The 20,707-nt window shown below is 58.7% G+C and carries 15 protein-coding genes; 2 read left to right on the top strand and 13 right to left on the bottom strand.

What is annotated here, in order from left to right; translation table 11 throughout:
- Positions 1-131 precede the first annotated feature (131 nt).
- Complete coding sequence (locus ACOI8A_RS17835; RefSeq protein ID WP_420651032.1) at positions 132-1,661, top strand: FAD-dependent oxidoreductase; 1,530 nt, start codon at positions 132-134, stop codon at positions 1,659-1,661.
- On the opposite strand, the gene pgaD is transcribed toward ACOI8A_RS17835, so the two are convergent.
- The 11 genes from pgaD to ACOI8A_RS17890 all read right to left on the bottom strand — a co-directional run bounded on the left by pgaD (position 1,654) and on the right by ACOI8A_RS17890 (position 15,792).
- Positions 1,654-2,187 (bottom strand): poly-beta-1,6-N-acetyl-D-glucosamine biosynthesis protein PgaD, encoded by a 534-nt coding sequence (pgaD, locus tag ACOI8A_RS17840; protein WP_420651031.1) that lies wholly within the window; start codon positions 2,185-2,187, stop codon positions 1,654-1,656. The two genes, ACOI8A_RS17835 and pgaD, sit on opposite strands and share 8 nt — an antisense overlap.
- Positions 2,187-3,536, bottom strand: coding sequence for a poly-beta-1,6-N-acetyl-D-glucosamine synthase (pgaC, locus tag ACOI8A_RS17845; RefSeq protein ID WP_420651030.1), 1,350 nt, complete (start codon positions 3,534-3,536; stop codon positions 2,187-2,189). The genes pgaD and pgaC overlap by 1 nt, the downstream gene beginning before the upstream one ends.
- A gap of 1 nt (position 3,537) precedes the next feature.
- Positions 3,538-5,535 (bottom strand): poly-beta-1,6-N-acetyl-D-glucosamine N-deacetylase PgaB, encoded by a 1,998-nt coding sequence (gene pgaB / locus ACOI8A_RS17850; protein WP_420651029.1) that lies wholly within the window; start codon positions 5,533-5,535, stop codon positions 3,538-3,540.
- A gap of 12 nt (positions 5,536-5,547) precedes the next feature.
- Positions 5,548-8,028 (bottom strand): poly-beta-1,6 N-acetyl-D-glucosamine export porin PgaA, encoded by a 2,481-nt coding sequence (gene pgaA, locus ACOI8A_RS17855; RefSeq protein WP_420651028.1) that lies wholly within the window; start codon positions 8,026-8,028, stop codon positions 5,548-5,550.
- Positions 8,029-8,287: 259 nt separating this feature from the next.
- Positions 8,288-9,793, bottom strand: a complete 1,506-nt coding sequence (locus ACOI8A_RS17860) for a YdgA family protein (protein WP_420651027.1) — start codon at positions 9,791-9,793, stop codon at positions 8,288-8,290.
- 247 nt (positions 9,794-10,040) lie between these two features.
- Positions 10,041-10,676, bottom strand: a complete 636-nt coding sequence (locus ACOI8A_RS17865; protein WP_420651026.1) for an NADH:ubiquinone oxidoreductase subunit N — start codon at positions 10,674-10,676, stop codon at positions 10,041-10,043.
- Positions 10,677-10,768: 92 nt separating this feature from the next.
- Entirely contained in the window at positions 10,769-12,208 is a 1,440-nt protein-coding gene (locus ACOI8A_RS17870) for an efflux transporter outer membrane subunit (protein WP_420651025.1), read from the bottom strand.
- A complete protein-coding gene (locus ACOI8A_RS17875) occupies positions 12,205-13,092 on the bottom strand; it encodes an efflux RND transporter periplasmic adaptor subunit (RefSeq protein ID WP_420651024.1) in 888 nt (295 codons plus the stop codon). Before ACOI8A_RS17875 ends, ACOI8A_RS17870 begins: the two co-directional genes overlap by 4 nt.
- Positions 13,089-13,298 (bottom strand): DUF1656 domain-containing protein, encoded by a 210-nt coding sequence (locus tag ACOI8A_RS17880; RefSeq protein WP_420651023.1) that lies wholly within the window; start codon positions 13,296-13,298, stop codon positions 13,089-13,091. The genes ACOI8A_RS17875 and ACOI8A_RS17880 overlap by 4 nt, the downstream gene beginning before the upstream one ends.
- The gene (locus tag ACOI8A_RS17885) at positions 13,295-15,367 is read right to left on the bottom strand and encodes an FUSC family protein (RefSeq protein WP_420651022.1); all 2,073 of its coding nucleotides are present in this window, start codon (positions 15,365-15,367) and stop codon (positions 13,295-13,297) included. Before ACOI8A_RS17885 ends, ACOI8A_RS17880 begins: the two co-directional genes overlap by 4 nt.
- Positions 15,364-15,792 carry a MarR family winged helix-turn-helix transcriptional regulator gene (locus ACOI8A_RS17890; protein WP_420651021.1) on the bottom strand — a complete coding sequence of 143 codons (429 nt, stop codon included), beginning with the start codon at positions 15,790-15,792 and terminating at the stop codon, positions 15,364-15,366. The genes ACOI8A_RS17885 and ACOI8A_RS17890 overlap by 4 nt, the downstream gene beginning before the upstream one ends.
- 456 nt (positions 15,793-16,248) lie before the next feature.
- Between ACOI8A_RS17890 and ACOI8A_RS17895 the strand changes: the two genes are divergently transcribed.
- Positions 16,249-18,666, top strand: coding sequence for an HD domain-containing protein (locus tag ACOI8A_RS17895; protein ID WP_420651540.1), 2,418 nt, complete (start codon positions 16,249-16,251; stop codon positions 18,664-18,666).
- Positions 18,667-18,713: 47 nt separating this feature from the next.
- Here ACOI8A_RS17895 and ACOI8A_RS17900 read toward each other — a convergent pair whose 3' ends face one another.
- Together ACOI8A_RS17900 and ACOI8A_RS17905 are read right to left on the bottom strand one after the other, a co-directional pair.
- Positions 18,714-20,183 (bottom strand): Fic family protein, encoded by a 1,470-nt coding sequence (locus ACOI8A_RS17900; RefSeq protein WP_420651539.1) that lies wholly within the window; start codon positions 20,181-20,183, stop codon positions 18,714-18,716.
- 100 nt (positions 20,184-20,283) lie between these two features.
- A complete protein-coding gene (locus ACOI8A_RS17905; RefSeq protein WP_420650997.1) occupies positions 20,284-20,529 on the bottom strand; it encodes a DUF2789 domain-containing protein in 246 nt (81 codons plus the stop codon).
- Positions 20,530-20,707 lie beyond the last annotated feature (178 nt).

Consider the following 20,707-nt stretch of genomic DNA (forward strand, 5'->3'; position numbering starts at 1 on the left):
GCACCTTGTGCGGTTGGGCCGTCGTCGGCTTGCAAACTATAGCCGTACCGTTCGTACCTTGGCAGTGGCAAATGGCTGAACCTCGCGATCCAGACCCAACTCGTATGAGAGACAGCCCATGGAGCGCGATCATGTCCCTGCACCTTGTTGCCCGTTTGACCGATGTGCCTGAAGAGCGCGGTCTGCAAGTGCAGATCGGTGACTGCAAAATCGTTCTGCTGCGCACATCCGGGCAATTGCGCGCATTTCAGGGCGAATGCCCGCATGCCGGGGCACCATTGGCCGAAGGGGCGCTGTGCAATGGGCGACTGATCTGCCCGTGGCACAAGGCAGCGTTTCGCGTTGAAGACGGCGCATTGTGCGAACCGCCGGCACTCGACAGCCTCAAACGCTACCCGCTGGAGCTGCGGGGCGATGCGGTGTGGGTCGATGACCAGCCGCTGCCGGACCCGCACACGCCGCCGGAGGACGATCAGCGCACCTTTGTGATCGTCGGCGCGGGCGCAGCAGGCACTGCGTGTGCGGCAGCGTTGCGCGAAAAAGGTTTCGGCGGACGAATCGTAATGATCGACCGTGATGCCGACGCCGGTTACGACCGCACGGTGTTGAGCAAATTTGTCCTCGCCGGGGAGATGCCGCCCGAGGAAATCCCTCCGTTGCGCGATGCAGATTTCTATCGTGAACAGCGCATCAACCGGCTTCAGGGCGAAGTCACCGCGCTCGATGCCGAAGCAAAAACCCTGCACCTGAGGGATGGCCGGGCACTCCATTACGACGCTGCCGTCCTCGCGACAGGCGCAATACCCAATCAGCTCCAGCTGCCGGGTGCAGAGCTGCCGCAGGTATTTGTCCTGCGCTCCAAAGTCCAGGCTGAAAGCATCATCAACAGCGCTAAGCCCGAGCAGCGCGCAGTGATTATCGGCGACAGTTTTATCGCCCTGGAATGTGCTTCGGCGCTGCGCCAATACGGGCTCGAAGTGACGGTGCTGGCGCGCCACGCGATTCCCTTCGCCGCGCAATTAGGCGAAGCGGTCGGCCAAGCGATCCGCGCGCTGCACGAAGCCAACGGCGTGAAATTCATCACCGAGCACGCAGCCACCGAGATTGTCGGCGACGGCAAGGTCGAAGCGGTGCTGCTGGACAATGGCCTGCGCTTGTCGGCGGATCTGGTGGTGGCGGGAATCGGCGTCAAACCGGCGACCGCGGCGTTCGCCTCACTGACGCGCGAGGGCGATCAATCGCTGCGCGTCGATGACGGCATGCGTGTCGCCGATGGTCTGTGGGCCATCGGCGACATCGCCACCTTCCCGCTCAGCGGCCAGCCGCAACGCATAGAACACTGGCGTCTGGCGCAACAGCACGGGCGGATTGCCGCGGCGAACATGCTCGGCGGCGAGGAACATTACCTCGACGTGCCGTATTTCTGGACCTGGCATTTCGGCAAGAACTACGACTATCTCGGGCATGCCGAACATTGGGACGCCGTCGAATTCATCGGCGAACCGCAACAGCCGCCCTTCATCGGACTGTTCGGCGAGAACGGCATCGTCGTGGCCGCCGTGGCCTGTGAAGAACAACGGGCGATGGCGTTACTCGCCGAGCGCATGAAGCAGCCGTTGTCGATGGAGGACGCGTGGCGGCTGATTCGCGAGATCAGGTGATACGGTTCACCGGCTCGCGGTTGTCATCGTCCTCGGCGTGCAAAAAGATCACCCGTGGATGCTCCTGCGGAGCCAGCGGTGCCGGCAGTTCCTGCTGATGCACCGGCCAGAAATGCGGCACCACATGGCTGACGTCGCCTTCCTGGTCGTTGTGAATGGTCATCACGCCTTGACCGCGAAGCTGCTGCAAGCGGTCGCCACAGAGCTTGAAGCTTTTGCTCAGTCCCGCATCGTCAACCACCGGTGAAGGTAAACGGCGCTGAGCGAAGCTACGGCTTTTGCGCTGTTGATAACGCGCCCAACCGATCAGGATCAGCGCGTTGACCAGCGCCACCCACAGGTAAATCTGCAGAGTGCCCAGCGCATCAAATGCCGGGTTGTCCAGCCGTGGGCCGCCCTCACGGGTTTCAATCAATGGCCACAAACCGCTTACCAACAGATAGAGCAGGCCGATCCACGCGAGCACGGTGAAGACCGCATCGATCACAACCAGAAACGGCCGTTGGCGGGTCCGGATGATTTTCATTAAAGAACCTCCTCTTCATCGTTCAGCGGTTTGATGCCACGGTCGGGACTGACCCAACGGGCACGTTTCTGATGTTGGCCAAACAGCACTTTGGGGAAGCTGACCAAGGTGGTGAGCAAACTGACCAGCCAGAACGCAATCGGGTACCAGACCACCCAGAACATGGTCTTGCCCAGGCCCGGTTCGTAGCGGCGGTCGATGATGATGCTGACCGCGAATTGCACCAGGCAGACGAAGGCCAGCAGCAACCCGGTAAATGCCGGCGGCATCAGGTGATCGACGGCGATGGCTTCAGGCATGACCACGAATTTGCCGACGCCCCAGAAGATCACCGACAGCAGGAAGGTGAAGGCCCAACCCGTCGACAGGCAGTATTCGAACAGCAGCGGCCACAGGTAACGATGGCGGTACTGCCAGATCCCGCGAATGTTCTTGAACAGCACCTCGGCGCCGCCCTGAGCCCAGCGCAAGCGCTGCTTCCACAAGCCGCCGAGAGTTTCCGGCATCAGGATCCAGCACAGCGCGCGCGGCTCGTAGAAGATGCTCCAGTGATCGAGTTGCAGCTTCCAGCTGATGTCGATGTCTTCGGTGATCATGTCCGGGCTCCAATAGCCGACCCGGTGCAGGGCCGAGCGACGGAACGCGACGATCACCCCGGACACGGTGAAGATTCGCCCGAACACGCGCTGCGTGCGTTTGATCAGACCGATGATCGAAGAGAACTCGCCGACCTGCACCCGTCCGACCAACGTCGAACGCGTGCGAATCCGCGGATTGCCTGTTACCGCACCAAGTCGCGCGTTGTCGAGCATCGGCGCCACCAGATAAGCCGCAGTGTTTGGCGCCAGTAGCGCATCACCGTCGATGCACACCAGATACTCGCTGCGCGCGGCAATCGCACCCATCCGCAGCGCAACAGCCTTGCCCTGGTTTTCCGCCAGATGCAAAACGCGCAAACGCGGGTCTTCCTTGGCCAGTGCATCGAGCACTTCGGCGGTGTTGTCCTTGGAGCCGTCGTTGATCGCGATGACTTCGATGTTCGGGTAATGCTGGGCCAGCGCCGCGTGGATGGTGTCGGCGGCGTTGTCGCCTTCGTTGTAGCAAGGAATCAGGATCGAGATCAGCGGTTCGCCAGCCAGTGGCGGCGGCAAGGTGTCGTCCTTCCACGGCCAGTGGCGTTCCCAGTGCAGCCAGAAATACAGGCCGCCGGCAATCCACAGTCCGGACATGAACAGCGGGTAGAAGAACACGAAGTCCATCAGGAACTGCCCGGTGACCAGGAAGATCAGTCCCAGTGGCACGCCGAGGACGAGCGCCAGAACAAGCAGGGCTAACAGTCTATCCAGCATGTTATGGATTCCATTTATTGGAGAGTGCAGGCCGCACGGCTTTGAGGTCCGGCAGGTTCTCGAGGAAGTTATCCGGGTAGTAACCGAAACTGGTCGCGCCCTGACGCTTGAGCGTGCTCATCCAGTCGGCCAATAGCTGGCCGTCGATGTCGGCCTGATCCTTTTTCGTCCAGTCGCGCGCCTGCAGTTCAAATACCGTGCGATTCAACGCACCGGGGCGCGCCTTGACCGTGGCCACCAGCGCTTCGAGCCACGGATTGGACTGCGCATGGGTCTGTTTCTCCATGAGCGGCATGGCCATCGGCGCCGTCCAGTCGTAGGTCGCGAGGAAGTCGTCGAGGTTCTGCGCGAACCACGCTTCGCTCTCGGGATTGAGCATTGGTTCGGCAAAAATATTGCGTGCGGTGAGCACTTGCGGGCCACGGATCGCCCGCACCTTGGCGGTAAGTTCCTTGGTGAAGTCGATCAGGTAGCGGCTCTTGAACCGCGTCCAGCGCTGCAGCGTCGCCGGGTCGCCGCGCAAGGCGCTGATCGAACCGGGCAAGCCGTTGGCGGCGTAGACCTTGAGCGCTTGCGGGCTGGCGTCTTCGAAGTCCGACAGCACCGCGTCGTCGTGATAAAGCACGCCATCGACCGATGTCAGGCGCGCGAGGTCTTCGTAGATTTCGCCGATGATCCGCCGGACTTCGGGATCGAATGGCGACAGGCGTTTGTACTGCTGCGGATCGACCGAAGTGCTGCCGGTCTGCGGATCCCAACGGGTGACCCGTGGCAGCTTCGAATCCAGCGCAAAACTCAGCACTGGCATCCACGCATAGACCTTCACATGCGCACGAGTGCGCAGTTGCCAGGCGACACGGTCGAAGATGTCGGCGCGCACCGGCAGGTGACGGTTAGGGAAGTACAACGAGTGCACCAGGCCATCGCCCTGCGGATCACCGAAGGCTTGCAGGAACACCGTGTTGGCGCCCATGTCAGCCATGCGCTGCACCAGTTTGCCGAGGTTGATGTCCTGCTGTCCCGGGTCCGGGTCGTAGACGTTGTCCAGATCGACATGCACCACGCGCATTGGCGCTTCAGACTGCACGCCGACGATGCTGTTGGCGAAATGCTCGCCATCCGGATCCGACGCCACGAGAAAGCGCGGGCTGCTCATGAGGTTGTCGAGGGCGTCGAGACCGTCGTCGAGGGTCAGGGCCATTTCGTAGCCCTGCTCGCCGACCACCGTCAGCGAAGTGCCGTCCGCCGCGCCGTACGGCCAGACCCACACGCGCGGTTTGCTGCCGGTGACCTTGCGGATTTTCTCCGAGATCGCTGCAACATCGGTACTGATCCTCGCCTTGAATTCGGCCTCGGTCTCATAACGCTTGGTGGCCGCGTTGTACTGCCGGGTGGCAGCGGCGGGTTGCAGGTTGCCCTGCGGGTTGGCCAGCACGCCTTTGTGGTTGGCGTCGGTGTGGGCGGCGATTTCCACCAGCCCCGATTTTGAAATTTCGCGGACCTGCTCCCAGGTCAGGAAGTCCGACCGCTGACGCGGGGTGCCGGCGAAATCCACCGGTTGATTCAGCGGGGTGTCGATCCAGCTGCCGACCGGCGCCAGCAGCGCGGGCCAGTTGTAGGCGCGCAGCACCGGCAACACGCGGGTGTAGAAGCTTGAATAACCGTCGTCGAAGCTCAGCAAAATCGCCCGTGGCGGCAACTCAGGCCCGCCCTTGCGCGCGGCCATGATCTGATCGACCGTCACTGGTTGGTAGTTGTTCTCACGCAGCCAGGCGAGCTGCTCGATCATGCGCTCGGTGCGCACTGCCACCACGGCCTGATCGGGATCGCGATCTTCGACGTCATGGTAGGCAATGCCCAGCACATGGTTTTTCGGCCACGGTTTTTCGTTGGCCGCGACCGGACGTTCGGATGGCGGCGCGAAAGCCGGGGCTTGCTGGGCGCAGGCGCTGACCACCAGCGCTCCCAGCAAAAGGATGAAACGCGAGATAAAAGGCATCTTCAAACTCTTCTAGAAGCGGAAAGTGAGGTCGACGAGCAGACGCAGATCGGTTTCCCGATCACCGTCGTAGGGCCGGTTGATAGCGCTCAACATGCCGCCCACCTCGAACACGTCGTTCCAGGCGTAACGCTGGCCGTAGCCGACCAGTGCCATGCCGCCGGTGCCGTGATCGCGCTGACTGTACGAACCTGCGCCGAGCTGGAATTGCTGGCTCCAGGCAGTTTCGTAGCGGTGGTAGAGCACGTGGTTGACGTTGAGCAACGGCATCACGCTGAAGTCCGACTTCGGGTTGAAGTACGGCACGTCGTCTGACTTGGAGTTGTGGCTGGTGGCGACTTCCAGACCGGCGTCGACCTGCACGTTGGGCGCGCTGTAAATACCTTCCCGGCCAGTCAGCAAAGCTTCGACGCGATTGTTGCCGTCGCTGAAGTGCGACGGGCTGACCGACAGTCGCCACTCACGGCTTTCGTTGGCGCGCCAGCGGATGAAACCGCTGCCGCCGTTGGCGGTGATGTCGCTGTTGAGCGCGCGCAGAGGCGTTTGCGCCGACAGGTATTCGAGACTGCCGCCGTATTGCCAGTGGTCGTTGATGTCGCGGGCGATCGCCAGACGCGCACCCTGCTTGTCGCCGAAACCGTAGGAGTGGTTGGATACTTCGGCTTCGAGGGTCATGTCGCGGGTGCGCCGCTCCAGACCAACACGCTGGAAGCGGTGATGGCCGGTGCCTTCGGCAAAGTCACCGGTGGCGTAGCCAGCACCGGCGAAGACGCGCCAGTCTTCATTGATTGGCGGGCTGTACAAGGTGCTTTCGATCCCGAAATCCTTGCTGCCGGTGACCGCGCCGGTATCGCCGCTGTCCCCGCCGTAAGCCTTGCCACCGTACGCCTCGACGCGCAGCTCTGACATGTCATGCACTTCGCGCTCGCGAGCCAGCCGCTGCACTTGGCGGTTGTCCGGGAAACGCGCAACCACGTCGTCAGTCAGCGCATCCATCTGCCGCCATTCCTGCAACTGCATGGCGGTGCGCGCCTGCGCGACTTCGAGTCCCGTGTCGCGCGGCGCCATGCTCTCGGTTTCCTTGAGCTGGTTTTCCGCGCGGCGCGGCCACTCGCGGGCCAGATACAAATCTGCCTGGGCCAGACGCAAACCGATGTTGCCGGGCGCCTGATCGACCAGCGTCTGCAAGCGTTCTTCGCCGTGGGGCAAGTCGGAACCGTAGGTGCCGGCTTGCGCCGCGAGCTGCTGGGCGTCCATCCATTCGTCGTTGGGGTTGCCGACCGGCAAGCCCTTGAGTTCGATGCGTGGACGCTGGGCCTTGGCCAGTTCCTCGGCAACCTTGCGCGCTTCATCGGCGCGGTCGCTTTCCAGCAGCGCGTAGTACAACGCGGTGCTGTCTTCGAGGCGATCGCCGACGTCGGCGTCGGGGGCCGAGAGCACTTGGCGATAGAGGTCGGTGGCGATTTCCGGTTCGCGCTGATCGAGATACGCAGCGGCCACCCAGCGCATGGCGTAGGTCGGAACCTGCACGCTCTCGCCTTGCAGCTTCTGGTATTCGCGGATGACATCGGCAGTGCGCGCGCGGGCCTTGAGCGCGCCCATGCGGTCGATGCGCCAGCGCGTCACGTCTTCGCGAGCAGTAGCGTCCGGCGTCCAGGTCGCGAGCAATTTGTCGTAGTCGGCCAATGCACGGTCGGCGATCACGTAGCGTTCTTTTTCACTGCGCGTGGCGAGTTCGGCGAGGCGTACGCGTTCGGCAGCCAGATCACCTTCGAGACGACGCAGGGTTACCGGATCAAGCAGCCCTGGCCGTTTGTTGGCCAGACGTAGCGCCGGCTCCGGCAAACGCGCCTTTTGCAGCGCGACCACGTATTCACGGGCGACCTCGGGCTTGCTGCCGGCGCGGATAAACGCCTGATCGTATTCAAACAGCGCGTCGTATTGCTTGCCGGCGCGGCTCAAGGCGTAGCCGAGCGCGAGGCGCCGGGACGGATCATCGGGTTTGGCGGCGACCAGCGCTTTGGCGCGCGTTACGGCTTCGTCAGGTTTGCCGGAATCGGCTTGAGTCAGCGCCAGACCGAGTTGCAGATCGGCATTATCCGGCTCCAGCGCCAAGGCCTTGTTGTAGAGCTGCGTCGCCTGATCCCAGCGCTTGATGTTGCGATAGGCGCGTGCGGTGGCAGTCAGTGCCTGCACCGGCAACACCCGATCGCGGCCCTCGGTCTCGTAGACCTTGACCACTTCGGCATCGAGCCCGGCCCAACTGGCGATTTGTAGGTGATCGCTGATCTGCCCGGTGCTCGACTGGCCCGGCGGCACCTGACGCAGCACGCTCAGCGCAGGCGTGTAATGTCCGGCCCGCGCATCGAGCACCATTTGATCGTAAGGCGTGTCGGCGAACGCAAAGGCCGGCCAGAGCAACTGGCTGCACAGCGCGATTCGAAACAACGGGCGTAAACCACGATGTAATACAGGACCATCATTACGCGGCATTCGTCAGCATCCTTACATGGCCAGCCGGGTCGCGATGCGCCCCTTGCCCAAATTCGTAACGGAGGCCGTAGCAGTCGCCCACGGCCAAGCTTATCCAGCCAGTTTTGCACGCAAGAGCAGGTCAACATTCACAACGCAATAATTGTTCAGATTCATGACGGATTGGCTGTCAGCGCTGGCCAGAACCCAAACGCCAGACAGCAAAAAGCCCGGCATCTGCTACGCGCAGAGGCCGGGCTTTTCGAGGTAACCCGTGGGGTTACTGTTGCTGACTAACGCCAGCAAACTTGCTCATCAGGAAGCTGACAAACTGCTCGACGGTCATTTTCTGGCCGTTGAATTCCACCTGATTGGCGGCGTAATGCAGCTTGGTCGACACGTTAGTGCCGTCCAGGGTCGCCAACTGCGTACCGACTGCCATGCCGGCGAACATGTCGGCGGTGGCGGTGGCCTGCTCGACAATGGTTTTAGGGTCGGTCTGACCGTCAACTTGCGCCTGCACGCTGAGCAGATCGACCATCATTGGCTTGGACACCTGCACATTGATGTCGAGCAGCGCGATCAGCTGTCTGGTCAGTTGATCCGGCGGCAGATCCATCGACTGCGGCTTGGTCAGGTCGATGACCATAGTCGCGCGACTTTCGCCGTTGGCGGTTTTCAGCGAGAGGTTTTCCAATGCCAGTTGCGGGCCGGCGGCCAGCAACTTTTGCAGGTCTGCCTTGACCTGGGTTTCTTCGGCCGGAGTCAGTTTCAGCTCTGGAGCCGGCAGACCGGCGGCGGTCGCCTCGGCAGCCGCTTTCTCGTACGGCTGCAGTTTGGTCTGATAAACCTGCATCAGCGACATGGCCGACGGAATGTCGAGGTTCTTCAGGCTCATGGCCAGATTGGCCTCACCGATTTTCTTGTCGTTGAGCGTTACCTCACCGATTTTGTAGTCAGCACGGCCGGAAGCGCTGGTGCCTTTTTCTTCGGTGAGGTTCTTCATCTCGAAGTTCTTCACGCCCAACACCGATTGCTTGGCGCCGAAGGTGGTCTTGCTGCTGGTCAGCTCCAGGGTGTTGGAGCCGGTGTAGTAGCCGTAGCTGCTTTTGGCGAGGTTGCTGGCCAGGGTCAGACCGTTGAGTTCGATCTGCACCGGCGTCTGGTCTTCAGCAACCGAGGTCAGCTTGAAGCTGTCCATGTAGCCTTCAGCTTTGACTTTCTGCGCCTGGGCACTGGCGGAGATGTCCATGTTCAGGCCGGAGAATTTCAGGCTCGACTTGTCATCCAACGCGGTTTCCAGCGGCAGCAGTTCCAGGTTGCCGGTAGTCGACTGGTCGTAACCGATGTTGACCACACCCTTGAGCGGCGCAGCGCCGTTGGCGGCGGCGAACCATTTTTCAGTGGTCGGGGTCTTTTCCAGCTCGTAGTGACTGGTGGCCATGACCGGCAGCCATTTCAGCGACACCAGACGCGAGAACGGCAGCGGGCCGTGTTCGATATGGTCGACGAACAGCAACTCGACCGGCGCCTCGCCGAACATTTCGCCCTCGCCCTTGAGGCGGTAGTGCGCGGTGCTGCTGAAGGTGCCGCGTTCCAGCGATACCAGCTCCATCGCCACCGTGCCGTTGGAGCCGGCCATGGCGCTTTGCAGCTCTTTATTGGCATCGACGACGGCATTGTTCAGTACGCCTTCGATTTTGGTCCCGGTGTACCAGGCCCCGCCTGCGCTGATCGCGCCAATGGCAACAACAATTCCGAGAAGCACGCCTGCTGATTTATTCATGAATGACCTGATCGATTCCGTGGCTGAAAGTGTGGTCGTCTTCCCTGAACCCGTATCCGGGTCGCGGCTCGACTCCGCTGAATTTAGCGGTGGAGATTAGCACTGGGCACGCCGGGTGACCGAATGTTTAAAGGTTAAAGAGTGTCTATGGACCACAGAAAAGCAAAAAGATCGCAGCCTGCTGCAGCTCCTACAGAGGAACGCATTCCAGTGTAGGAGCTGCCGCAGGCTGCGATCTTTTAAAAGGTCAGGAATACTGGACTTCGATCTCATCCAGTTGATGATCAAAGCTTTTGAGCCGCGCAGTCCAGGTGTACACCAGAACTTCAAAATCCCGATCAATCACCACCCCGTTCGGCCCGTCGCTGCGCGGGTCGCAGAAGTCCAGTTGATAGCGCTCGCGGGCCATGGCCGTGGCGACGTCGGAAAGCTCACGCGCATTGTTCAGCCAGTGCCAGCCTTCCTCGTCAATCTGCTTGTCGAGTTCCAGACACTGCTTTTTCAGCGCTTCGAGGCTTTTTTCCAGCGGCGTGCCGGTGAGTTCGCCCATGACTTCGGCAAACGTACGTCCGGGCTGCCAGTAACTACCCCAGAAATATCGGTCGAATACGGTTTCGACCCGGCGCAGCGCGACTTTGGTATCCCAGATCAGCACCAGAGTCTTGCCCTGTTCGAGTTGGCGTTTCTTGGTGCGCTGCACCTGAACCGAGGCCCAGGCGACCACGACGATGGACATGACACCGATCAGCGCCACCGCGCTGTCGAGGAAGATCATGGCCTTGTCGAGCTGATGGGCGAGCATGATGCCGTAGAAATAGGCGGCCGAAAGCAGCACCAGCGCGACGATGGCGCACCAGAAGCCGAGAGCGTAAGGGTTTTTCATTATTGTTTCCCCTGGACCCACGCAAGCAATGGGCGTTGGAACGGCGCTTTGCACGGGGCGCCCCTCCAACACTTCAAAGCATAGACGCGGCGTCAGGGTTTGCTGGCGCTTGAGGCTTGCGTTCGTCCGCTTTCCCATCCGCCGCCGAGGGCGAGGAACAAATCGATCTGGCTCATCGCAACCTGAGTGTTGGCCGCGGCCAGTTGCGCGGTGACGTCGGTATAAGTGCGGGTCGCTTGCAGGTCGGCGAGGAACGACGCGCGACCGGCCTGGAAGAAGCGGTGCGTCTGATCAGCGGCCAGTTGCGCCGACTGCTCGGCATCGGCCAACGCATCGCGGCGCTGGAGCAAGGCGCTGTACTGGGCCAGACCGGTCTGGGTCTCGCGGATGGCGTTGAGCACCACGCCGTCGAAATGCGCCAGCGCACCTTGGGTCGATGCCTCCGCTTCACGAATCCGCGCGCGGGAGCCGTTGGACGGCACAGTCCAGGTCAGCAACGGGCCGAAGCCCCAACGGTTGGCGGACGGCTTGCCAAGATTTTCCAGCAAACCAACGGTGCCGACCGTCGCGCCAATGCTGATGTCCGGGTACAACTCGCCGGTAGCGACGCCGATCCCGGCGGTCGCAGCCGCCAACCGACGTTCGGCCTGACGCACGTCCGGGCGACGTTTGAGCAGCGTGGCGCCGTCGCCGACCGGCAGCAATTGCGCGATCTTCGGCAACTCGGCGCAATCGCGGGTGCCGGCCGGCAGTTGATCGACCGGTTTGGCCAGCAGCATCGACAAGCGGAACAGTCCGGCCTGCCGCGCCGCTTCGTAACGCGGCAGTTCAGCGCGCAGGGATTTGAATTGGGTTTGCGAGCGGGTGACCTGGGTTTCATCACCGCGCCCGGCATCGCGCAAGCGCTGAGTCAGGCTCGTACTCTGCGCTTGCAGATCAAGCGAGTGCTCGGCAATTTCGCGTTCTCCATTGGCAGCGCAGACTTGGGTGTAAGCACGCACCACGTCGGCGACCACCGTAATGCGCGCCGTATCAGCCGCCGCCTGGGTCGCATCGGCATTGGCCTTGGCGCCCTCGATCCCGCGCTGCAGTACGCCGAACAAATCGAATTGATAAGAAGTAGTGATGCCGATATCACCAACGTTGCCCACCGGCACTTTCTCTGGCAACAGGAAGGCTTCGCCCGACTCCTGCAAGCGCTGGGCGCCCAGCTTCACGCCGCCGCTCCAGCCACCCGCCGCTTGCGCCTCATCCACCTGAGCGCGGGCTTTCGACAGGTTCGCCGCCGCCACGCGCAGATCGGTGTTGGACGCCATCGCCTGCTGCACCAGTTGATCCAGACGCGGATGCTGATAGAGCCGCCACCAGTCGCTTGGCACCGGCGCCGACAGCACATTCTTGTCACTCGCCAGATCGCCCTGAAAATCCGCGCGATGCACAGCGGCCTCGTCCGGCAAATGATAGTCCGGCCCTACCACCTGACAGGCCGAGAGCAACACGCCCAAACCGGCGATCATCAGGGCTTTGCTCATTGCGCGGGCTCCTGCGGCTGATCGTCGATGATCGACACGGTGGCGGTACGCCCGGCGATCATGCGGAAATCTGCCGGCACTTCGTCGAAGGCAATCCGCACCGGAATGCGCTGCGCCAGCCGCACCCAACTAAAGGCCGGATTGACGTTCGGCAACAGGTTGCTGCCGCTGCTGCGGTCGCGATCTTCGATACCGGCGACGATGCTTTCGACATGCCCGCGCAACCGCGCACGGTCGCCGATCACGCGGATGTCCACCGACTGGCCGACGTGGATACCGTCGAGTTTGGTTTCTTCGAAATAGCCATCGATATGAAAGGAGTTGCTGTCGACCACTGACAACACCGGACGCCCGGCGGTGACGAATTCCTGCGCGCGCGGCGCGCGGTCGTTGACGTAACCATCCACCGGACTGCGGATTACCGAGCGGTCAAGGTTGAGCTGCGCGCTGTCCACGCTCACCAGTGCTTCGGCCAGTGCCGATTGCGCACGCGCCACCCGCGATTGGCTTTCTTCCAGCTGTTCGGCCGGCACCAGATTGCCCAGGCCACGGTTACGCTTGGCTTCGCGCTGCGCCTGAGCGAGGGTTTCTTCGCGGTCGGCGACCGCGGCTTTGGCTTGGCGCAGGGCCAGTTTGAAGCGGTCCTGGTCGATGCTGAACAACACCTGGCCGCGCTTCACTAGCTGGTTGTCCTTCACTTCGACCTGCTGGATCAGACCGGAAACGTCCGGCGCGATCTGCACGATGTCGGCGCGAATGTGCCCGTCGCGAGTCCAGGGCGCGAACATGTAATACATCACCATGCGCCACACCATGACCACGGCGAACGTCACGATCAGCAGGGTCAGGACCACGCGACCAATAGTCAAAAACGGTTTTTTCATGTCATCAGGTATCGACTGAGTGAGTCCACGACGCCGAGCATGACGGCGTAGAGAGCCACGTTGAACAATGCCCGGTGCCAGACCAGACGGTAGAAGTGCAGGCGCGTGAGCACGGCATGCACCAGCAGAAACAGGACATACGTGATGCCCATCAGGATCAGCAGGGTCGGCAGGAAAATGCCGCTGACATCCAGATCACCGATCATAGGGGGGCTCCATCAATGCCGTGGGGCAGCGGTTCTTCGGCATCGCTGCTGCCGACAAATTCAACGCCGGGCAACAGCGCCAGACGCAAGCCGCTCAAGGCGTGCAGCAGGTGCAGGCGGGTTTCGTCATCGCCGTGGCCATTGAGCGCACGGCGCGTGCGATCCATGGTCATCAACAATGCGCTCGGCGCCGCCAAGCGTTCGCCAGCCTTGAGACAAGCCCTGAAGTACTCGCCGACCTCGGCCACCACTTGCTGCAACAGTGCGCGCGGTACGCCGGTCACTCGCGGGGTGTAGGCGAGCAAGTCGAGCAGGTTGAGTCCGACCCGCACTTCGCGCATGGCGATGCCGGTGTCCTGACCGGTAATCGCCAGCCGTGGCAGGTGCTGCATCAGACGATCGAGCATTTGCACGCCCAAATGCCGGTGCTCGGCGAGGTTGGCCGGCTCGGTCATGCTGACGATATCTTTCCAGCTGAAACGCGTCAGGCGCTTGGCCGCCAGCTCAGCACCGAACGGCCGCGCGATCAGCGTCCAGATAAACGCGAACAGCAGGCCAACCGGACCAGCCAGGTTGGAGTTGGCGAAGGCTAAGAAGTCCGCGTCGTATGCACCTTGAATACTGATGAACGACGAGGTGTTGACCAGCGTCAGCAGCATGCCGAGATAGAAGCGCGGCTGCACCGTCAGCGTACCAACGCAAATGAACGGCACGGCAAACGCCAGCACCAGCATCGGGAAGTCATGCAGGTTTGGCAGCACCAGAAACAGATACAGACTGGCGAACAGTACCGACATCCCGGTCCAGAAAAAGAACCGGTAAATCTGCGGCGCCGGGTCATCCATAGAAGCGAAGAAACTGCACGCCACCGCCGCCAGAATCACCGCGCTGCCGCCGTCGGTCCAGCCGAGCAGAATCCACAGTACCGAGGCGACGATGATCGCCAGAATGGTCGAGGCCACCGAGTACAGCATCAATCCACGGTCAAGAAACGGTGACAGTCGCCCGAGTCGCCAGTGGCGGTATACCGCGCGCCAGTTGTCCTGGCGGTCACACAGAATCGCGTCTTGCAAACTGCGGCAGTCTTGCCACAGATCGATAAATTCACCGAGGCGATACAGCGCGTTGGAAAACAGCAATTGTTTGCGATCTTCCAGTGCCGCAGCGCTCGGTTGCTCGGCTTCGAGCTGATCTTTGAGGGCTTGCCAACGCTCGAGGTCAGCGTCTTTGTGGGCAAGCCATTCATTGGTCGCGGCAAGCAACGGCGCGAATTTGTCGACCAGCTCCGGCGTGCGCCGCTCCAGTGCGTACAGCGCATCTTCGAGGGCGTCGATCACTGGCAGCAGATGGATCATCCGCCCGCGCAATTCCTTGGTATTGCGCACGGTTTGCGGACGCGCGCCTTCGTGCGGCAACTGGCCGATCATCAATTCGAGGCTGTTGAAACTGCCGACCATGGCCATGCGCAGCGCGGTGATTTCTTCCGGCTGCACGTTGCGGCTGAGGAAGCGCTGGCTGTAGGTCGACGCGTCGGCGAACCACTTGCTCACCGCATCGTTGAACACCGGCGCCAAGCGGCGTGGCCAGAACATCGCGCCGACCACTGCGGCAACGGCGATGCCGAGAAAAATCTCTTCGGTGCGCGCCTCGGCCACGTCCCACACCGCCAGCGGGTTATCCACAACCGGCAGGGCGATCAGCGGCAAGGTGTACCCGGCGAGCATCAGCGCATAGCTGTTGGCGGTGCGCAAATGCAGGGACAGGAACAACAGAATTCCGGTCCACAACGCGATCACCACCACCAGCACATACGGGCTCTGCACAAACATCGGAACGAAGAAAACTGCTGCGGCGGCGCCGAGAAAAGTCCCCACCGCGCGGTACAACGCCTTGGAACTGGTCGGCCCGACAAACGGGCTGGAGACGATGTACACCGTGGCCATCGCCCAATACGGACGCGGCATCTGCATCAGCATGGCGATGTACAACGCGATCATCGAGGCAGCGAAGGTACGCACGCCGTAGAACCAGTCGCGCGCCGGGGGCATGCCGGTAAAAAATCCTTTCACGGATTGCCCACCGAGGGCGGGTTGGCCGCCTCAAAGGCTTTGAGCACCCGGAGCGTAGCTTCCAGATCGCGCTGATCGATGCCTTCGAGGACTTCGTGGCGCAGACGCACCAATTCAATCTCCACCGCTTGCACCAGCTCACGGCCGGTGTCGGTCAGGCTCAGGCACTTGGCGCGGCGGTCCTGCGTGTCTTCGGTGCGGCAGACAAACCCCGCATGACACAACTGATCGAGCAGACGCACCAGCGAAGGACTCTCCATCCCCGCCGCCTGCGCCACTTGAACCTGACGCACGCCTTCGCCCAAACGCCCGATCATCAACAACGGCACGGCGCAGGCTTCGGAGATTCCGTAATTGACCAGCGTGGTCTGGCAGATTTTCCGCCAATGCCTAGCGGCCACCACCATGGCACTGCTGATGTTCATCTGGAGAGCGTCGAGGGAATTCGGCACGAGGGAAAACACACACTGTTAGCTTGCTAACTATCAATATGGCATTGGAGGGGATTTTCAGTCAAGTTTTGAAACAAATTGGATCCGCAAGCTCCATCTTTTCTCCACCAAAGAGCACGTTAGGCCGCTAGCTTTCTAGTCGCGAGTTTCTTTCATTCCAGGCCTCGATTCGTAGGAGACCATCACCAGAAACAACTGTCTGCACAGAATCTGCATAGTTGAGCCCTTGCAAAAAATATGAGAAAACAAGAAATTAGAAACATTTGGCCAAGGATGTCAGGAATGGAAAATTATCAGGATTCACCTTTATGGAAACAAGCATTCTCACCAAAAGGAGATGGACTGGATCCACAACGACAAGTATTAGTTACTGCGTTCTCAGAATTCAGATCTCGAGTTTCGTTGCTTGTTTAACAAATACATAAAGACATGCCATCCCTAACTGTTCATGACATTACTCATATCGATGCCCTTTGGTGGACTGCATCAGAAGTTGCAGGCTCTGATTACCCTCTCAATCCTGCAGAAGCTTTTGTACTTGGCGGCGCTTTTTTATTACATGACTCTGCACATTGCATTGCCGCATATCCTGGGGGCATAGAGGAAATTCGAAAGCTGCCCGAGTGGCAAGTAAATTGCTCGAAGTACAAAGTTTTGAATGAAAAACTAGAAAAGGGAACTGAAGTTTTTCAACTGATTTTATTTGAAGTACTGAGGAACATGCACCCAAGGCAAGCAAGGGTATTAGCAAAGGTATCTTGGAGTATCCCTGGAGACAATGCTCCGCTCTTTCTACTACCTAATGATGACCTACGCCGCGCATATGCAGACGTCATTGGGCAGATTGCGGAGAGCCACTGGTTTTCTCCCCACCAATTAGAATCATTTAACCACTCCAAAGTAACCACGCCGGCTTGCTTGCATCCTTCTCCCTGGACTATCGATATACTGAAGTTAGCGGTCCTTCTGAGGACTGCTGACGCTTCCCATGTAGACGCGCAACGGGCGCCGCGCTTCCTTCAAGCGTTAGTACAACCAGAAGGAGTTTCCCTAACCCACTGGAACTTTCAAGCCCGGATAAACCAAATTAAAATCGATCCCGACCCCGCGCGAAAAGAACTGATTATTTCTGGTTCGGAATTCCCAATTGATGAGCAAGAGGCGTGGTGGATGGCGTATGACACTGCGCGAATGATTGACAATGAATTGAAGTCAGCAAATAGGATACTTCTTGACCTACATCGGCCACAACTTGCAGCTAGATCAGTGGCTTTATCTTATAGCCCCGAAGCATTTTCTAGGAACGTTGCCACAAGTGGCTGGCATCCGGTAGATACTAGTATAAAAATCACAGATATAAAAACGATGGTCGATCGATTTGGTGGAGAAAAATTATATGGACGCGATCCGGTGTACGCACTTAGAGAGCTGATTCAAAACTCTGTTGACGCTATTCACGCGTGTCGAAGCTTGGGAGGCCTTGGCGAGGACGAGGGGGAAATCGATGTAAAGTGCGAACCATTCGGTGAAAACTATTGGCTTCAAGTCACTGATACCGGGATAGGAATGAGTCGATATGTCCTGACAGACATACTGCTCGATTTTGGTCGTTCTCTATGGCGTAGCGGGGATGTAAGGGGGGAATGGAAAAATCTCGCCTCTACCAGTTTTGAAGCGATAGGACAGTTCGGTATTGGATTTTTTTCTGTGTTTATGTTGGGACAGAGAGTCCGAATAGTAACTCGACGTTACGAACAAAAAGATACCGAAAGCTCTCATTGGCTTTTAGATTTCGCAGCAGGAACAGAGCGACGCCCGACACTTCGACTACCCGAGGAGGGAGAAAAACTGAGGCGCCACGGAACACAAGTATCTGTTTTAATAAATAAAAAAATATTTGATTTACTCACGAAGAGCGGAACGAGATACTTCTCCGATAAAGAGGGGCTTAGTCTTGAAGAAGTTTGTGGGAGAATAGCACCGGCGCTCGATATAAACCTGTACGTTAGTTCAATTAACACCTCCAGACAGAGGATAGTTAAGGCTAACGACTGGAAAACCATCGAGCAACATAAGCTATTGGAAAGGTTAAATCCTAGCAATAATCCTAGTAGTTTTAGCTCCCAAGCTCTAGTTCTCACCGACATCAAAAACATCGCAGGCGAGATCACCGGTCGCCTCGCAGTTGACCCTACTGGGTATTATCATGAAGAGAGGGGCGTGGGAGTAGTAAATGGTTTACGCGCAGGAGGCTTGAGAGGTGTCGCGGGGGTCGTTATGGCAAAGCCCCAAACTGACTTGGCACGTAAACATGCAGTCCCTAGCCTTCCTATTAGCTCTATTGAAAAATGGGCAAACGAACAACTTAGCCTACATATTGAACGCGGCGCAATATCCGCTGAAATTAGTTCATTACTTGCAAGTTTCGGAGCAGAAAAACATTTTTTGAGTCTAGGTTACCTTAGCGGAAATTTGACTTCATTTAAAGAATTGGAAATCTTTGCTCTAGAGGCAAATTCCCTCACAATCCATATCGGCATGATTACGCATGAAGATGAGGACGACGTTTTGTACAGAGACTTCGACAGCACTTTCATTCGTGCAGAGGACCTACTAGAAACATCTGACACTTCTGGTGCTCAATGGGTAAAGCACATAGACCCGCCTGAAACAGAAACCGCGAAATGGTCAATATTTTATATCATCAAGGAGCTGCTCGAAGACATATGGGGTTCTATCGAAGTCCAGGAAGATGTTACCGCAGACGTTGGAACTATTGACGGAAGAACCATCAAGCGTGAATGCATGATAATTAACAAAGTATATCAAACAAATAATGACGTATAGCCCTTGCAGGGACATCCCTTAATCCTTAGCAGATATAAGTCTTGGTTTCATTCAAAAAATCGAACTACCTCAATTTCGATGAACTCAAAAACTTCCTCCGCCACACTGTACTGAAACTGTTTGCGCCGGTTCTTGGAGACCTTGCCGTCATTATCCAGGCACATCATCACCAGTTTCGACAGGTCACTCCCCCGGACGTCAAAGCGCTCGTTCACCGCTTTGACCACATGGTCGTAGCGCTCCAGAAACCTGGTTTCTTCGAGTAGTTCTACTTCGAGCGCGCGACGGGCCATGCGCAGTGTGAATTCGGCGCATTCAGTTGCATCCCAGTAGCGGTACATCGACGGGTGCCCGACAAATTCGAACGCCATCTGGTCCGCATCCAGCCAGGTGACGTTCCAGAAATCGCGTGCAGGTGTTGAAAAACCTTTCAACGCTTGCAGATAGCTTGGTTCCTCATGCTTCATCGCTACCGAGACGGGTAGCAGCAAACCATTTTGCAGTGCCCCGGAATGACACAGCGTCTGGTGAATCAGGAAGCGTGAAAGTCGGCCATTACCGTCCATAAACGGATGAAGAAAGACGAAACCGAAAGCCACAACAGCAGCCGCAACCAGCGGATCGACCTGCTGCGCCTTGCGATTGGCGAAGCCCATCAGCTCCTCCATCAATTCACGACACAAGTCCGGCGCAGGCGGGACATAGCTCACCCCCGCCGCTCCTCTCAAACCGTTATGCAGATGGTTTTGCTCGTGACGGAACAACACCGCTTTATCGAAAGGATTTGAAACGGTGCTGTTCTGCAGTTCGACCAGATAGTCTTCGCTCAACTCTGTCCGCTCATGAGCCTGGCGCAGCAACCGAACGAACCGGCGTGATTTCTCTTCGCTAGGCTCTTCTTTTTCTATGGCAAACGAGTCACGGGTTTCGTGCAAATAGGCCCAATTGATTGCGCGGTCCATCATTTCTGGCGGCAGCGTTGCCATGAACGCCTGCGCTCGATCAATGATGTCGAGATCGAGCAGGGCTTGCAGTTCTTCGGTTCGCTCGACGGTGGCGCAATACTGCAATGAACCCAAGCCATTGAAAGCGACTCGCCAGCGGCTGTTACGTATCGCAGGTCCAGTGACGTAGCGTTGAGGATCGAATAGGGCAACCACACTTCCCCGAACCGGCACGGAGTATTCCAATTGCCTGCCGGTAAAGCTTTCCCATAGAAAGCACGCTTTTCGTATAAACACTCCATTTGGCGATTTCGCCAGCTCAGCGATCAGCGCCTCAGCCTCCAGGGTCTCAAGCGCCTGAGCAAGAATGCTCAAATTGATGCCTTCATGTTTGAGGGCAAACAGGATGTGTTCCAGTGTAGAGCCTTGGGCAGGTGCCACCGCCTGCGGGACCGCCAGGCAATCGCCGATCAAAGTGATGCGCGTAACGGGCTTAATCATTGCAGTGCGCTTGGGCGCAAATGCTTTGAGACTAAGAGCGTCTTTCAGGTACGCATATCCAACCGTCGGCATGGCTATATCCATAGTAAAAATTCACTGCAGCGATTAAAGCCCAGTTTTTTTTACCCGGCCTATGTTTTTTTTACATTTCAGACTTTTCCGACAGTTTTTTTTACACATTCCTACCCTTCCTCAACATCACATCCAACTGATCCACCACCTCCGCCCAATCCGCATCCTCGAGAATCTCATCACGCAAAAAAGCCGCCTGGCTCTGGGTCCAGAAGAATGCGTCCGACAAGTGCAGTTCGGGTTTCAGCGGCGAATGGGTGGCGATGAATTGGTCGATGCTGATCGGGTCGTTGGGCAGGCCGAGTTGTTTGAATAGAGATGGGAGGCTGTGGGTTGGGTCTTCCATTTGCGGTCTCCTGTGGAAGGTGTGGTGACTGAGAGATTTTTCGCGGGCAAGCCACGCTCCCACAGGGGATTGAGGTGACTGTGGCTGAAAGTCTAGACCCGCAGGCCAGCCGCGCAGGCAATTCCGCCCACTGGCGGCGCTCAACAACTGATCAAAATTCATACAGCGGCGCGCTCAA

Origin of the sequence: Pseudomonas sp. P4795 (assembly GCF_048822895.1) — a bacterium.
Classification (GTDB): Bacteria; Pseudomonadota; Gammaproteobacteria; order Pseudomonadales; family Pseudomonadaceae; genus Aquipseudomonas.

Bases quoted from the DNA above. Each gene is read 5' to 3' on its own strand.
- ACOI8A_RS17880 (WP_420651023.1), bottom strand. From the start codon at position 13,298: ATGATCGGTGATCTGGATGTCAGCGGCATTTTCCTGCCGACCCTGCTG.
- ACOI8A_RS17870 (WP_420651025.1), bottom strand. From the start codon at position 12,208: ATGAGCAAAGCCCTGATGATCGCCGGTTTGGGCGTGTTGCTCTCGGCC.
- pgaC (WP_420651030.1), bottom strand. From the start codon at position 3,536: ATGCTGGATAGACTGTTAGCCCTGCTTGTTCTGGCGCTCGTCCTCGGC.
- ACOI8A_RS17890 (WP_420651021.1), bottom strand. From the start codon at position 15,792: ATGAACATCAGCAGTGCCATGGTGGTGGCCGCTAGGCATTGGCGGAAA.
- ACOI8A_RS17835 (WP_420651032.1), top strand. From the start codon at position 132: ATGTCCCTGCACCTTGTTGCCCGTTTGACCGATGTGCCTGAAGAGCGC.
- ACOI8A_RS17895 (WP_420651540.1), top strand. From the start codon at position 16,249: ATGCCATCCCTAACTGTTCATGACATTACTCATATCGATGCCCTTTGG.
- pgaA (WP_420651028.1), bottom strand. From the start codon at position 8,028: ATGCCGCGTAATGATGGTCCTGTATTACATCGTGGTTTACGCCCGTTG.
- ACOI8A_RS17900 (WP_420651539.1), bottom strand. From the start codon at position 20,183: ATGCCGACGGTTGGATATGCGTACCTGAAAGACGCTCTTAGTCTCAAA.
- pgaB (WP_420651029.1), bottom strand. From the start codon at position 5,535: ATGCCTTTTATCTCGCGTTTCATCCTTTTGCTGGGAGCGCTGGTGGTC.
- ACOI8A_RS17865 (WP_420651026.1), bottom strand. From the start codon at position 10,676: ATGAAAAACCCTTACGCTCTCGGCTTCTGGTGCGCCATCGTCGCGCTG.
- ACOI8A_RS17860 (WP_420651027.1), bottom strand. From the start codon at position 9,793: ATGAATAAATCAGCAGGCGTGCTTCTCGGAATTGTTGTTGCCATTGGC.
- pgaD (WP_420651031.1), bottom strand. From the start codon at position 2,187: ATGAAAATCATCCGGACCCGCCAACGGCCGTTTCTGGTTGTGATCGAT.
- ACOI8A_RS17875 (WP_420651024.1), bottom strand. From the start codon at position 13,092: ATGAAAAAACCGTTTTTGACTATTGGTCGCGTGGTCCTGACCCTGCTG.
- ACOI8A_RS17905 (WP_420650997.1), bottom strand. From the start codon at position 20,529: ATGGAAGACCCAACCCACAGCCTCCCATCTCTATTCAAACAACTCGGC.